Source organism: Chengkuizengella axinellae, assembly GCF_030730905.1.
GTDB lineage: Bacteria > Bacillota > Bacilli > Paenibacillales > KCTC-33759 > Chengkuizengella > Chengkuizengella axinellae.
The window spans coordinates 569,092-584,611 of the sequence record NZ_JAVAMP010000001.1; the positions used below are offsets into that span (position 1 = coordinate 569,092).

Consider the following 15,520-nt stretch of genomic DNA (forward strand, 5'->3'; position numbering starts at 1 on the left):
AAATGGAAAATACAAATGTAAACAAAGAGTTACTTGATTATTGCTCGGGCTGTGGAATTAAGTTGCAAACAACGGATTCAAACAAACTTGGATATATACCGAAGGAGAACGCTTCAATTTGTCAACGTTGTTATAAAATTAAACATTATAATGAAATTTCATCCATTACACTTGAGGAAGATGATTTTTTAAAAATACTAAGCCATGTCGGACAGACGAAAAGCTTAGTATTAAACATTGTTGATATCTTTGATTTTGAAGGTAGCCTAATTACAGGATTGAGGCGTTTTGTTGGTTCTAATCCAACGATTATGGTCGTGAACAAAGTGGACTTGCTCCCAAAAAATTTAAATCTGAATCGAATTTTAAATTGGGTAAAAAAACAAGCAAAAGAATACGGTGTAAATGTTGTTGATGTTGTCATGTGCAGTGCTAAAAAAAACATTGGCTTTTCACGTGTCATTGAAGCTTTGGACAAGCACAGGAAAGGTCGCGATATCTATGTAGTTGGAGCCACAAATGTTGGAAAATCCACACTTATTAATAGACTCATCAATGATTTTAGTGATTTAGATGAAGAATTAACTACTTCAAGGTATCCAGGGACAACATTAGATTTAGTGAAAATTCCTTTGGAAGATGGAAAGTATATTGTGGATACGCCGGGAATTGTTTACACTTCACGTATGACTGAAATTATATCAAAACGTGATTTGCAAAAAATAACACCGGAACAATCTTTAAAACCAAGAGTATATCAGTTAAACGAAAGACAAACCTTATTTTTTGGAGCACTGGCTAGATTTGATTTTGTACAGGGAGAACGTCAATCATTCACTTGCTTTATTTCTAACTCAGTATATGTACATCGAACAAAGTTGGAAAAAGCGGATGAGTTATATGAAAACCAAAAAGGAGAGATGTTGTCACCGCCTGGAGTAGAAGAAATTCAGTCACTACCTCCTTTAACTAAGCATGCTTTTCGTATTCCAAAAAGCAAAAAGCTTGATATTCTAATATCCGGATTAGGGTGGATTAAATGCAGCAATGAAATTGGTGCAGAAGTAGTTATCCATGTACCTAAGGGTGTAAAGGTTGTTTTGAGAGAATCCATGATTTAGGAATTGGAGCGATAATATTAGAAAATCATATCAAGTTATAGGTTTTATTTGGTTTCCAAGCATACGCTATATTATAGAAGGAAGAACTATAACAGGCCCTGGTCGGCACCTTACTCAAACTTCTTGCATTACCAGCCCTGTTTAATCTGGTTTTAATGGGGGAGGTATTTATCAATGTTATCTTCAAAAGTAAATACTAGTACAAAAATGTATGGCGTTATAGGAGATCCAATCAAACATTCCAAGTCACCATTGATGTTGAATCGTGCTTTTCAAGAAATGAAGATCAATGCAATTTATGGAGCATTTCATGTTGAAACTCATCAGTTAAAGGAAGCCATGGAAGGATTAAGGGCTTTTAAGCTAGGAGGTTTAAACGTAACCATTCCTCACAAGGTAGAGGTCATGTCTTACATTGATGAAATTGATGAAGGAGCTAAGGTCATCGGAGCGGTGAATACAATTGTGAATGATAATGGCAAATTAGTAGGTTATAATACGGATGGAATTGGTTATGTTCGTTCTTTGAAAGAAGAAACAGAGCTTGATCTAACGGGGAAAAGAATCTTAATCTTAGGTGCAGGAGGTGCAGCTAGAGGTGTTGCTTATGCTTTGTCCGGGGAAAGTCCAGAACATATTTGGATAGCCAACCGTACTACAGAAAGAGCAACTGAATTAGCTGAATCCATGCAACCGTACGTGCAAGCAACTGGGATGGGAATTTCGGACATCACAAAAATTAATAATGATGTAGATCTTGTGATCAATACGACTTCAGTAGGAATGCATCCGCAAGTTGATTATAGTCCAATCCCTTCTTTATTTATAAAAGAAAATATGGTGTTTAGTGATTTGATTTATAACCCAAGAAAAACGAAACTTCTAAGTTTAGCAGAAGAAAAGGGTTGTCAAATTCATAGTGGTTTAGGTATGTTTATATATCAAGGAGCGTATGCATTTGAATACTGGACAGGTAAACCAGCTCCTATTGAAGCAATGAAACAAGTGATGGAATACTAGTATATTCCCAAAAAAGTGAAGCAAAGCTATGAAGCCCAGTCTTATTACTTTTTCGGGGCCCATGAGCCAAGTTTAAAATATAAACCAAAAGTGAACTCAAATATTATCAACTGAATAGAGGTTAGTTAAAAGATGTTAACAGGAAAACAAAAAAGATACCTTCGATCATTAGCCCACAATTTAAATCCTATCTTCCAAGTTGGAAAAGGTGGGGTAAACGATCATTTGATACGTCATATCAATGAAGCGATCGAGGGTAGAGAATTAATGAAGATTAGTGTATTAAGCAACAATTTAGATGATCGCAAAGAAATTGGCAAAGAGATTGCATCTGCTTCGAATTCAGAACTAGTGCAAGTAATCGGTAATGTAATCGTACTGTATAAAGAGTCCGAAGATAACAAAACTATAGAATTGCCGTAAGTACAATGGAGGATGTTTATGAAAGTTGGGATTATGGGTGGCACTTTTGATCCTATACATTTAGGTCATATGATCATTGCAGAGAAAGCTAGGATTGAAATGGATTTGCAGGAGGTTTGGTTTATGCCTTCTTCAATTCCTCCTCATAAAAGAAACACCCCTGTAGCTACTCCAATACAAAGATGGCAAATGGTATGTGAAGCGGTTGAATCCAATGATTATTTTTTTGGGAAAGATTTGGAGTTAAAAAGAGAAGGCATCTCTTATACGATTGATACCGTAAAAGCATTAAAACAATCTTGCCCTCATCATGAATTTTTTTTCATTATAGGCGGAGATATGATACAGTATTTACCACACTGGCATCAAGTGGATGAGTTAATTGGGCTCATTTCTTTTATTGGTTTGAAAAGACCTGGAACAGAAATACAGTGGGATGAATTAAGTGCACAGATAAAGCAAAAAATTACATTGATCCCAATGCCTTTAATAGATATATCTTCTACCGAAATAAGAAGTTTAGCGGCTAGGAACAAATCGATACGTTATCTTGTGCAAGATAAAGTATACGATTATATTAAGGAGCATAAATTATATGAAACGAGATCATCTTATTGAAGCAGTGAAGCAGCAAATGCCAGAAAAGAGATGGATTCATACCTTAGGGGTCATGGAAACTTCAGTAGCACTTGCTGAACAATATGGGGCTGATACAGATAAAGCGGATTTAGCGGCATTGCTGCATGATTATTGCAAGTATTGGCCAATTGAAAAACAAAAAGAATGGCTCATTAAAGAAAATTTGCCAGCGCTACTATTGGATTACGATAAACAGTTATGGCATGGTCCCGTTGCTGCAGAAGTAGTGCAGCAGGAGTTCTCGATTAAGGATGAGGATGTGATTAATGCCATTCGTTATCATACTTCTGGGCGAACAAATATGTCTTTGCTTGAAAAGATCGTATGTTTAGCAGATTATATTGAACCAGGTAGAGATTTTCCAGGTGTAGATGAAATTCGAGAACTTTCAAAGCAAAGTATAGAGAAGGCTCTGATAGCAGGTTTTGATTCTACAATCTGTTTTTTGATATCTAAAGGAAAAGCAATCTTTCCACTGACAATGGAAACACGTAATGCGCTCATTTTTGAAACGAAAAATTCAAAGGAGGAATAGAATGAGTTTAAATTCAGAAGAAATTTTGACTATCGTAAATCATGCAATAGAAGAGAAGAAGGGGAATGAAATTACCTCATTAAATATTAAAGAGATTTCATTAATCGCAGATTATTTTGTAATCTGTCACGGAAATTCAGAGCCGCAGGTTAAAGCGATTGCTGAAGAAGTGAAAAAAAGGGTTGAAGAAAAGAACGGGTTGATTAAAAGAATGGAAGGTTATGATACTGCCAGATGGGTACTTATCGATATAGGAGATGTGATTGTACATATCTTCCATCGTGAGGAACGTGAGTATTATAATATTGAACGTTTATGGTCAGATGCAAAAGTGGTTGAGAACGCATGAAGTTAGAAGCAGGAACTTATGTAAACTTAGAAGTAGAAAAGGAAGTGGAACCTAACGGTTATTATTTAACAAATGGTTCCGAAAATGTGTTGCTGCATTACAGCGAAATTGAAGGTCAAATTCAAATCGGTGATGTACTAGAAGTTTTCTTATTCCATGATACTCATGATCGATTGGCATCTACAATGAAACGACCATTAATCAGCTTAGGTGAATTGGCACTGCTAGAGGTGGCTGATGTTCATCCTCGAATGGGCTGTTTTCTAGAAATGGGACTAGGCAGACAATTGCTGCTACCGATTAGAGAACTTCCGGAGGAATCAGAACTGAGACCTATTGTCGGAGATAAAGTTTATGTTGAATTAGAACAAGATAAGCAAGGTAGAATGCTTGCTAAATTAGCTGGAGAAAAAGAATTTCAACCTTATATCTTCCATGCGCCAACAACATGGAAAAATCAATGGTTTGATGCCAGAGTATATAAAACTTTGAAAATGGGTACTTTCGTTCTTGTTGATGGCGGTGTGTTAGGTTTCGGTGTGATTGGAATGATTCACTCCTCAGAGAGAACAAAAAGCCTTAGAGTAGGCGAAATAGTTCAAGTAAGAGTGACCTATGTTCGTGAAGATGGACGAGTTAATCTTTCACTTAGACCAAGTAAAGAAAAGGGCAGGGATGAAGATGCAACTAAACTGCTTAATTTCTTAAAGGAACGCCCAAATGGAGCTATGCCATATTCTGACAAAACTCCAGCTGATATTATTTTACATAAATTTAATATTAGTAAAGCTGCTTTTAAAAGAGCAATGGGGAAACTAATGAAAGAAGATTTAATTAGACAAGATGAAAATTGGACGTATTTGAAAGAAAAACAACCGAACAATGAATAATATCGTTTCCTTTTGAGGAGAGTACATATGTCATATGAAGGATTTGCTAATTATTATGATACTTTAATGGAGGACATGCCCTATCCTCAGTGGATTCAATTCGCTGAAAGCTGTTGGGGCAAACAAAAAACACCAAAAACCATTGTAGATCTGGGCTGTGGAACAGGGAACATAACCATTCCTTTAGCAAAGAAAGGATTACATGTTTTTGGAGTAGATCTTTCTACAGAAATGCTTTCTATTGCTGCTCAAAAAACAGAGGATCATTTATCAAAAGTGAAACAAAATGGCGGTTCGATCACTTTACTTGAGCAGGATATGAGGGAATTAGAACTCCCTGTATGTGTAGATTGTATTGTTTCTTTTTGTGATTGTTATAACTATATTATAAATGAGACTCATGTTGTTCAGTCTTTTCAAAAAGTATATGATCACCTTCATCATGAGGGTTTATTTATTTTTGATATGCTGACTGCATTCCAGTTTCAATTTTATGCAGACGAACAACCTTTCATCTATAATGAAGACCAATTATCTTATATTTGGACTTGTGAATATGATGACAAGCAACATGAAATTGAGCATGATTTAACTATATTTGCAAAAGAAGATCGTGCAAACTATTTAAAAACGAATGAAGTTCATCATCAACGAGCTTATCCTATAGATTGGGTCAAAAGTCAATTAAAGACTATTGGTTTCAAAAATATTCGTTGTTTTGGAGATTTCGAATTTGAAGAACCAAGTGATACTACGAACCGTGTTTTTTTTGTAGCAGAGAAATAACAGTATGAAACTGTTCCTCATTATGTTCTGTATTCAATACCTGAGAAGCTAACTTACTTGACATCAAAAGGATAAATTTATATAATCGAAGAAAATTTGCGAAATCATGGCATGGATTAGGAGTAGTAGTTTTTCTCCCATCTTTTCAGAGAGTCGGTGGTTGGTGAGAACCGATAGATGGTTATAAATGAACTTACCTATGAGCTGGATCGTTTCCCCGCGTTAAGGGTTGGAGTGAGCAGAATACAAATGTAGACTGCTAATTAGGGTGGTACCACGGGAATAACCTCTCGTCCCTAGCAATTGCTAAGGATGGAGGTTTTTTTAAATGCCAAAAAAGCTAACATTGCACCTTGAAGGAGGATATATTATGTCAACAAATGAACAAGGGTATAGTCCCCAGAAAATTGAGCCTAAATGGCAAAAAATTTGGGAAGAAAATAAAACATTTAAAGTAGAAGATAATGATACTAAAGAAAAGTTCTATGCATTAGATATGTTTCCTTATCCCTCTGGGTCTGGTTTACACGTAGGTCATCCAGAAGGAATGACAGCTACGGATATCATATCTCGCTATAAAAGAATGAAGGGGTATAATGTACTTCACCCGATGGGATGGGATGCATTTGGACTTCCTGCTGAACAACATGCAATAAATACAGGTGAACATCCCAAGGAATTTACCATCCAAAACATAAATAATTTCCGCAGACAAATTAAATCATTAGGGTTTTCATATGATTGGGATCGTGAAATCAGTACAACAGATGAAGACTATTATAAATGGACACAATGGATTTTCATTCAGTTATATAAAAAAGGACTAGCTTATGTTGATGAGATATCAGTTAATTGGTGCCCAGCTTTAGGAACAGTACTTGCCAATGAAGAAGTTATAGATGGATTAAGTGAACGTGGTGGACATCCAGTTATACGTAAACCAATGCGTCAATGGGTGTTGAAAATTACAGAGTATGCAGAAAGACTACTAGAAGACTTAGAAGAATTAGATTGGACAGAAAGTATCAAGGATATGCAGCGTAATTGGATTGGAAAATCTGTTGGTGCTGAAGTTTACTTTGATATCCAGAATTTTGAAAAAGAGAAGCTGACTGTTTTCACTACAAGACCAGATACATTGTTTGGAGCAACCTATTGTGTGCTTGCACCTGAACATCCATTTGTAGATCAAATAACAACGTCTGAGCAAAAGGAAAGCGTAAAACAATATAAAGAAATGGCTGCTCGCAAAAGTGATTTAGAAAGAACAGATTTGGCTAAAGATAAAACGGGTGTATTTACAGGAGCATACGCTTTGAATCCTGTAAACGGAGCAAAAGTTCCAATTTGGATTTCTGATTATGTACTTATTAGTTATGGAACAGGAGCGATCATGGCTGTACCTGGACATGATCAACGTGATTGGGAATTTGCAAAACAATTTGATATTGAGATCATCGAAGTGATTCAAGGTGGAGATTTGTCAAAAGAAGCTTATTCAGGTGATGGGGAACATGTGAATTCAGAATTCTTAAATGGTCTTAAAAATGAAGAAGCTATTTCAACGATGATAGATTGGTTATCTGAACATAACAAAGGACAAAGTAAAACTACCTATCGTTTAAGAGACTGGTTGTTTAGCCGTCAACGTTACTGGGGAGAGCCAATCCCAATTCTTCACCTAGAAGATGGAACAATGAAACCAGTTCCTGAAGATCAGCTGCCATTGTTATTACCTGATGTAGATCAGATTCAACCATCAGGCACTGGCGAATCTCCTTTGGCTAATGTTGAAGAATGGGTAAATACGATTGATCCTGAAACAGGTCAAAAAGCTAGAAGAGAAACGAATACAATGCCGCAATGGGCCGGAAGCTGCTGGTATTATTTGCGATATATTGATCCGAATAATAAAGATGAGTTATGTTCTAAGGAATTACAGGAAAAATGGCTTCCAGTAGATCTTTATATTGGAGGAGCAGAACATGCCGTTCTTCACTTATTATATGCAAGGTTCTGGCATAAAGTATTGTATGATATTGGAGTAGTTTCTACAAAAGAACCTTTTCATAAATTAGTGAACCAAGGTATGATTTTAGGACCTAACAATGAAAAAATGAGCAAATCCCGTGGCAATGTCATTAATCCTGATGTAATTGTAAATGAATATGGAGCAGATACATTAAGAATGTATGAGATGTTTATGGGGCCTTTAGAAGCTACTAAGCCTTGGAATACGAATGGCGTTGAGGGTATTTACAAATTCTTGAATCGTGTATGGCGTTTGTTCATTTCTGATGACGGAACATTGAATAATAAAATTGTAAAAGATGCTGGGGATTCATTTAATAAAACTTGGCATAGAACGATAAAAAAAGTTACGGAAGATTATGAAGGACTTCGTTTTAACACAGCGATCAGTCAAATGATGATATTTGTAAACGATGCATATAAAGCTGATCAACTGCCAAAAGATGCAATGTCTCATTTCGTACAATTGTTAGCACCTATTGCTCCACATATATCTGAAGAATTGTGGCAGCGTTTAGGTAATGAGAATACGATTACTTATACATCATGGCCAACTTTTGATGAGAAATGGATTGTTGATGATGTAGTAGAAATTGTAGTGCAAATAAAAGGGAAAATCATTGACCGCATTAACGTACCTAAGAACCTGGACAAAGAAGAATTAGAAAAAACAGTCTTGGAACTTGAAAAGGTGAAAACAGCAATAGCCGGTAAAACAATTCGAAAGGTTATTGCTGTTCCAGGAAAACTTGTTAATATTGTTGTTTAAAATTAGAATTGTTGAATAAACTCTAATTTTTGCTTGAATCGTAGAACATGGATTCTACTTTATTCAAATCCTCTTCATATTTTGCATGAGTGGTTTGAATAAGTTGATTAAAAACACCATCTAGTTCGTTTGACATCAATTTAATACCCTCAGCGGTTATTCCTCCAGGAACACAAACGCGTTCTGTTAAAGTTTCTGGAGTGAATCCCCCTGAGGTTAATAACTTTCCAGTACCTAATACCATCTCACTAGCTAATCTAGTTGCCTCTTCTCTAGGAATTCCAGTTTCCTTCACTGCCGCTTCCACAAAGTTTTGAATGAAAAAGGCTAAAAAGGCTGGACCACAGCTAGAGATATCGGATGTAACCCTCGTAAATTTTTCTGAAATTCGTAATGGTTCACTAATTGGTTTTAATAACTCTTCCAACGTTTGTTTATCTTCTTCAGTTATTTTATTTCCATACATACACAAAGAGGCTCCACTGCATTCATGATTTGTAATACTAGGTATTATTTTTGCTATTTTACAAGGAAGCTGGTCCTCAAGGTGTTTAATTAAAATCGGACTAGTAATGGAAACAATGATTTGAGAAGGAAGCAGTACATTTTTAATTTCATCTATTACATTTTTAAATTCTAAAGGTTTCACACAAATAAAAATAATATCACTTTCTAATGCAACTTCAATATTGGATGGATAGATACGAAGGTCTGGGTATTGGTCCGTTAACTTCTGTGTTTTGCTCTTCGTTCGATTGCTTGCTGCAATTTGCTTTGGTTCCAAGGCTTCGGATTGAATGAAAGCCTCTATTAATATACTTCCCATACTCCCAGTTCCAATGAATCCTAAATTCATCACGAAACCCTCCTATAATCATTCATTCTGTTACGCATATAGCCAAATAATATGCTACCATTATGTATATGATGGAGCATGAATAAACATGTAGACTTTTTTTACTTTAAAGTGAAAATGTGCTAATGTGACAGAGTGAATATCATGATGATTTTTACTGAATATGGTTCAATATTTAAATTTGTGGTAAAATTTCAATTGGTAAAGAAAGTATTTGTATTTTTATTTCCCTTGGAGTGATGAATATGGCAACCATTAGAGATATTTCAAAATTAGCTGGTGTTTCTGTTACTACGGTCTCAAGAGCATTAAATCATTATGATGATGTAAGTCCTACTACAAAACAAAAAATAATTGAGATTGCGAAAGAAATTGGATATGTACCGAATCGTTCAGCTCAAAATCTAGTAAAAAATCAAAATAATACGCTTGCCATCATTCTTTCAGGATTAGAAAAAAATGGAGGAAAGGATAATATTATATACCGCCTTCTTAGTGGAATGTACAGTTATTCTGAATCTGTAAATTATGAGGTCGTATTATATACAACTAGCTCGGCTCATCAAAGAGAAAAAACTTACGTTCAATTTTGCAGAGAACACAATATTGGAGGGGCCGTTTTAAATGGGATAAGACTAGATGATCCTTATTTTAAAGAGCTGGTCAATAGTGATCTTCCTTGCGTTTTGATAGATATTCCCGCCATAGGAGGAAACACAAGCAGTATATCTATTCACAATAAACAAGCTGCAAACGATGCTGTTTCCTATTTAATAGAGCAGAACCATAAACATATTGGTATGATCAATGGACATGGCGAAGCCTCTGTTTCTTTAGAAAGGTATGAAGGATATGTGATGGCCCTTAACAAGTACAAAATAGAAATAAATGAACAGTATATTGTTCATGCAGATTTTCAGCAAAATGTGGCTTATGAAAAAACAAAGCAGTTATTGAACAAATGTCCAGAAATTACGGCGTTGTTTTGTGCCAGTGATATGATGGCATTAGGTGCTATGAAAGCAATGAAGGAAATGAATTTGAAAATACCAGATGATATCTCAGTTATCGGATTTGATGATATTCCTTTAGCTGAATTTGCTACACCTCCTTTAACAACGATGGAACAGGATTTTTATAGAATGGGGGAAGAGGCTGCTAGACAATTATTGAAAATGATTAAACATGAAAAAACCGAAAGAAATATTTTTTTAGAGCATAATCTTATTGTCAGAAATAGTGTGCGTATGTTATAGTGATCTCAACCGAAACGTTTTGGGAAAAGAAGCGGTATTTTTTTGAGAATAAATCGAAACGTTTTGGAAGAGGTATTTAAATGTGATACAGATTTTTTTAGGTGAAATCCGAAACGTTTTGGGAAGGGGTGATTTTCTCGGTTTGGAGCATAAAATGATGAATTATGATACAGGAAGTGAAGAGTGGAAAAACTGGATTATTTCTGAACGAAGCTTTAATAAGAAGTATTTAGGCAAGTGTGAATCTATCATGGTTTTAGGAAATGGATATATGGGAGTAAGGAGTGCAACCGAAGAAGCTTATATTGGTGAAAAAAGAAATACTTTCGTAGCCGGAACATTTAATAGGTTTGACCAAAATGAAGTAACAGAATTACCGAATGCAGCCGATTTGATTCAATTGGATATTGAAGTGAATGGGGAAGTATTGGATTTAACAAAAGGAACAATCCACAATTACAATAGACAGCTGAATTTACGAACAGGTGAATTATGCAGAAGTTTTACCTGGGTTTTAACATCTGGTGAAGAATATGATTTTCGTTTTAAAAGGTTTATATCGCTAGTTGATTTACATTTAATTGGTCAAAAGATAGAAATTATACCCAGGAATTGCAATAGTTCAATTAAAATTACATCTGGTATCAACGGACAACTAACAAATTCAGGAGTTCAACATTTTTCTGAAGGTGATCAACGATTATATGAAAATAAATATCTCCAGCTCGTTCAAACCACAACAGAATCTAAAATTGATTTTCTTATGAATATGGTACATAATTTCAAAATAAATGAGCAGATATTTACCCCAGAATCAATGATTCATATGGATAGAAGAAAGATTTACTTTCATTTTGATACTTCAGTCAATAAAGGCCAAACACTTATGTTGGAGAAGATATCTACGATTCAAACTTCAAGAGATAGAAATTTAGGAAATATATCACTTCGTGAACTAAAGAATATTAGCTATGCTCATTTAAAAAAACAAAGTAGCAAAGGCTATGAAACACTCTTCATAGAAAGTGTAAAAGCATGGGAGACAAGAGTGTGGAAGCAATATGGAATGGAAATAGAAAGTGAGCATGAATTTGATCAATTAGCGATAAGGTTTGCACATTATCATTTAACAATTATGACACCTGCCCATGACAATCGAATGAATATCGGGGCAAAAGGATTAAGTGGTGAAGGTTACAAGGGTCATACGTTTTGGGATACAGAAATTTTTATTCTTCCTTTTTGGATATACAGTGCCCCAAAAACTGCGCGTTCTTTATTGGAGTACCGTTTTTTTTCTTTATCAGGAGCTCATAAAAAGGCAAATGAAAACGGATACAAAGGTGCGATGTACCCCTGGGAATCAGCATGGTTAGATGATGGAGAGGTTACTCCTGTATGGGGAGCAGCAGATATTGTGACTGGGGAGCAAACGAAAATATGGTCAGGGTTTATTGAACAGCATATTACTGCTGATGTGGCTTATGCAGTTAGGCAGTATTTCCAGGTGACAAACGATAATGAATTTATGAATGAGTTTGGATTTGAGTTGCTTTTTGATACAGCAAAATTTTGGTGCTCTCGATTAGAGTGGAGCATAAAGGACAGACAGTATCATATTAATGATGTAGTTGGACCAGATGAATATAAGGAACATGTTAACAATAATGCATTTACGAATTATATGGCATATTGGACAATGAAAAATGCGCTTGCTTATGCTCACTTATTAAAAAAGCAAAAACAATCTATTTTTCAAAAGTTAAATGCCAAATTGAACCTGACTAAAGAAATGTTGAAATGGGAAGAAAGATTGGAACTAATTTATTTGCCGAAACCAACAGCAAATAACCTAGTAATACCGCAGGACGATACTTATTTACAAAAAAAAGAGATCGATTTAACAAAGTATAAAGAGCAAGATGAAGTAGGAACTATTTTTAACGATTATAACCTTGAACAGGTGAATGAGATTCAAGTATCGAAGCAAGCAGATATTATGGCTTTATTTTATTTATTAGAAGATTATTTTTCTTCTGAGGTCAAAGCAGCCAATTGGAATTATTACGAGCCAAAAACGCTGCATGATTCATCCTTAAGTTTGTCCATTCATAGCGTTTTAGCTAGTGATTTAGGTGATAGTAATTTAGCTTATCGTTTATTTAAAAAAGCGTCCACTATTGATCTTGGTTCCAATATGAAATCAAGTGATCATGGGATTCATGCAGCTTCTTTAGGCGGGATATGGCAGTGTGTAGTTAATGGATTTGGTGGGATTCGTGTGTTGGAGGGACAGTTAAGAATTGAACCTAAGTTACCAGAGAATTGGAGTAAGCTAGTTTTCCCTATTTATTGGCATGGTGATAGATTAAAAGTTGTGATCACTAAAGAAAGCGTTATCATAGAAAATATAACAAAAGAAAATAAAAGAATTGAATTTTTAAACCATGAAAATCTTTATATTTTGATTGATAAAATTACGATACAACACAATCATTCAGAAAAGTAATTTGAAGAAATGAGGAGGTCAAGCATGAAAAAAGTTAGTGTATTTGTCATCATATTTATGTTTATTTTTGCTTTGGCTGGATGTTCAAATTCCAATGGAGATGAAGCAGATAATGGGGTGAAAACGTCAGACAAACCTAGTGATTCGAATACTGCTGATGCAACTGAGGTTCAGACGGAAAATAGTTTAGAAGGACTAACACTTACTGTTGGACGTTGGGGAGGTAATGATGCGGAAACGGCAGCTTTTCAACAAATGGTAGATGAGTTTACTGCCTCTACGGGTGTGGAAGTACAGGAAAAAGTATATTCAGATTACAATACAGAGCTTCAAGCAGAGTTGATAGGTGGAACCGCACCGGATGTATTTTATGTTGATGCTTACATGGCTCCCTTTTATATTCAACAAGGAGTATTGCTGCCATTAGATGAGGATGAATTTGAATTAGATCAGTTTTATGAGCCTTTAAAAAATGCCTTTAATAAAGATGGGAATTATTATGCAATCAGCAAAGATTATTCAACCTTAGCGTTGTACTACAATAAAAAATGGGTGAATGAAGATGATGTTCCAGCTACATTAGAAGAAATTTGGAACGGTGAGTTTCTAACAAATCTTCAATCTCAATTATCTGATGGTGCTGCAGCAATGACGTATAATCAAGATTTGGCTAGAAATATGTTTTACGCAGAATCTGGTGGGATCTCGGTGATTAGAGATGACATTTATTCTAATTTGAGTGATGCTCAGCTTGTAAATAATCTAACCCCTTTATATGATGCTGCAATTGCTAAAAAAATAGTGACACCGCAGGATTTAGGGTTTGGTTGGAATGGTGATGCATTCGGAAATGAAAAAACAGCTTTGATGATAGAAGGAAACTGGGTCTTAGGATTTTTAGAACAAAACTTCCCTGATGTTGAATTTGGAGTTGTTGAAACTCCAACTTTTAGTGGAGAAAAGGGTACGATGGTATTCACAGTCGGTTATGGGATCAATGCAAACACGAAGGAAGAAGCAGCGGCTAAAGTGTTTATTAAATTTGCTACAGGTACAAAGGGAATGGCTACATGGACAACGGGAGCAGGAGTTTTACCTTCGCGCATGGATGTCACTGAAGCTACGAATGTAGAGAGTGACCCTCTTAAAGTACCTCATATTGCTGGGGCAGCTTATGCAACACCTTGGCAAAAAGGAACCACAATGGATACGATCAATAATGAGTATAGAAATTATGCACCTTCAGTTGTAAGTGGAGAGCGTACATTGGATGAAGCATTAAAAAAAGCTGAAGATGAAGCGAACAGTATTATTGAAGCAAATTGATCCATAAATTTCCCCAAGAATAACACCTATAAATTATTAAATGAATTTAGCTTCCTCTAGTTAGAAGTTGGGGGAAGCTGAATTTCTAAAGGACTGGTGATATATGCCGGGTAAAAGAAGATTTTATGAGGTTTTGTATGGCTGGTTGTTTGTGTCACCCGCAGTTGTTGTGTTAGGCATTTTTGTTATGGCGTCCATAGTTTTTGCGGTCTATGTTTCTTTTCATAAAGTGAATTTATTTACGGGTTATTATGAATTTATTGGTTTTGATAATTATATAAGGATTTTTACAGATACCAAAACTAAAACTGCTTTTATGAATACCATAACTTTTGTTGCTGTGGTTGTCCCTATTCAAACGATATTAGCATTAATTATGGCTGCTGTATTAGATGCTAAAATTAAAGGGAAATTGGCATTTAGAGCGATTTATTTTTTGCCAACCCTTACATCTAGTGCAGCATTAACGATGATTTTTATGTTTTTATTTAGTTTTACAGGACCTGTTAATCAGTTAGCATTGAACATGAATCTATTACAAGAACCCATTAACTTTTTGAACGATCCTAGTTTTGCTTTGAAGGTTATCATGGCAATGAATATATGGTCTACTGTTCCTTTTTTTATGACAATCTATCTAGCTGCTTTGCAGGATGTACCAGATACAGTATATGAAGCTGCTGAAGTGGATGGAGCAAATCAAGTCCAAAAATTTCTATATATCACAGTTCCACAATTAAAACCTGTAACAACCTTTGTTTTACTCATGGGTATTATTGGAACCTTTCAGCTGTTTGATCAAGCCTATATCTTCTCCAATGGAACTGGTGGACCGGAAAATTCTACATTGACAGTTGCTTTGCTCGTTTTTAGAAATGCATTTGGGCAAAACAATACAATGGGATTTGCAGCTGCTATGGCTATCATTCTATCTATAGTCATTTTCATAGTATCTTATATTGCTCAAAAACTAAATAAGTCAGAAAGCTTATATTAGGAGCTGATGATCG

General features: G+C 35.3%; 14 protein-coding genes and 1 other annotated feature. Of the genes, 13 read left to right on the forward strand and 1 reads right to left on the reverse strand.

Annotation, left to right across the window (positions count from 1 at the left end; translation table 11 throughout):
• Positions 1-2: 2 nt before the first annotated feature.
• The 9 genes from yqeH to leuS all read left to right on the forward strand — a co-directional run bounded on the left by yqeH (position 3) and on the right by leuS (position 8,563).
• Entirely contained in the window at positions 3-1,121 is a 1,119-nt protein-coding gene (yqeH, locus tag Q5Y73_RS02830; RefSeq protein WP_305990322.1) for a ribosome biogenesis GTPase YqeH, read from the forward strand.
• A 174-nt stretch (positions 1,122-1,295) separates the two neighbouring features.
• The gene (gene aroE, locus Q5Y73_RS02835) at positions 1,296-2,141 is read left to right on the forward strand and encodes a shikimate dehydrogenase (RefSeq protein WP_305990323.1); all 846 of its coding nucleotides are present in this window, start codon (positions 1,296-1,298) and stop codon (positions 2,139-2,141) included.
• 132 nt (positions 2,142-2,273) lie between these two features.
• On the forward strand, positions 2,274-2,564 hold the full coding sequence (gene yhbY / locus Q5Y73_RS02840; protein WP_305990324.1) for a ribosome assembly RNA-binding protein YhbY: 291 nt from the start codon (positions 2,274-2,276) through the stop codon (positions 2,562-2,564).
• Positions 2,565-2,582: 18 nt separating this feature from the next.
• Complete coding sequence (locus Q5Y73_RS02845) at positions 2,583-3,182, forward strand: nicotinate-nucleotide adenylyltransferase (RefSeq protein ID WP_305990325.1); 600 nt, start codon at positions 2,583-2,585, stop codon at positions 3,180-3,182.
• Positions 3,160-3,738 carry a bis(5'-nucleosyl)-tetraphosphatase (symmetrical) YqeK gene (gene yqeK, locus Q5Y73_RS02850; RefSeq protein WP_305990326.1) on the forward strand — a complete coding sequence of 193 codons (579 nt, stop codon included), beginning with the start codon at positions 3,160-3,162 and terminating at the stop codon, positions 3,736-3,738. The genes Q5Y73_RS02845 and yqeK overlap by 23 nt, the downstream gene beginning before the upstream one ends.
• Position 3,739: 1 nt before the next feature.
• The gene (gene rsfS, locus Q5Y73_RS02855) at positions 3,740-4,087 is read left to right on the forward strand and encodes a ribosome silencing factor (protein WP_305990327.1); all 348 of its coding nucleotides are present in this window, start codon (positions 3,740-3,742) and stop codon (positions 4,085-4,087) included.
• A complete protein-coding gene (locus Q5Y73_RS02860; RefSeq protein WP_305990328.1) occupies positions 4,084-4,977 on the forward strand; it encodes a CvfB family protein in 894 nt (297 codons plus the stop codon). The genes rsfS and Q5Y73_RS02860 overlap by 4 nt, the downstream gene beginning before the upstream one ends.
• 27 nt (positions 4,978-5,004) lie before the next feature.
• Positions 5,005-5,763, forward strand: a complete 759-nt coding sequence (locus Q5Y73_RS02865; protein ID WP_305990329.1) for a class I SAM-dependent DNA methyltransferase — start codon at positions 5,005-5,007, stop codon at positions 5,761-5,763.
• Positions 5,764-5,866: 103 nt separating this feature from the next.
• Positions 5,867-6,064: a binding site (T-box leader), on the forward strand.
• A gap of 69 nt (positions 6,065-6,133) precedes the next feature.
• On the forward strand, positions 6,134-8,563 hold the full coding sequence (gene leuS / locus Q5Y73_RS02870) for a leucine--tRNA ligase (RefSeq protein WP_305990330.1): 2,430 nt from the start codon (positions 6,134-6,136) through the stop codon (positions 8,561-8,563).
• A 22-nt stretch (positions 8,564-8,585) separates the two neighbouring features.
• On the opposite strand, the gene comER is transcribed toward leuS, so the two are convergent.
• Positions 8,586-9,419, reverse strand: coding sequence for a late competence protein ComER (gene comER / locus Q5Y73_RS02875; RefSeq protein ID WP_305990331.1), 834 nt, complete (start codon positions 9,417-9,419; stop codon positions 8,586-8,588).
• 245 nt (positions 9,420-9,664) lie between these two features.
• On the opposite strand from comER, the gene Q5Y73_RS02880 reads away from it, so the two are divergent.
• The 4 genes from Q5Y73_RS02880 (at position 9,665) to Q5Y73_RS02895 (ending at position 15,507) form a co-directional block, all read left to right on the forward strand.
• On the forward strand, positions 9,665-10,675 hold the full coding sequence (locus tag Q5Y73_RS02880) for a LacI family DNA-binding transcriptional regulator (RefSeq protein WP_305990332.1): 1,011 nt from the start codon (positions 9,665-9,667) through the stop codon (positions 10,673-10,675).
• Between the two features lie 154 nt (positions 10,676-10,829).
• Positions 10,830-13,184, forward strand: coding sequence for a glycoside hydrolase family 65 protein (locus Q5Y73_RS02885; protein ID WP_305990333.1), 2,355 nt, complete (start codon positions 10,830-10,832; stop codon positions 13,182-13,184).
• 24 nt (positions 13,185-13,208) lie between these two features.
• Positions 13,209-14,510: an extracellular solute-binding protein gene (locus Q5Y73_RS02890; protein ID WP_305990334.1), complete on the forward strand. Its 1,302-nt coding sequence runs from the start codon at positions 13,209-13,211 to the stop codon at positions 14,508-14,510.
• 103 nt (positions 14,511-14,613) lie between these two features.
• Positions 14,614-15,507: a carbohydrate ABC transporter permease gene (locus tag Q5Y73_RS02895; protein WP_305990335.1), complete on the forward strand. Its 894-nt coding sequence runs from the start codon at positions 14,614-14,616 to the stop codon at positions 15,505-15,507.
• Positions 15,508-15,520: the final 13 nt, after the last annotated feature.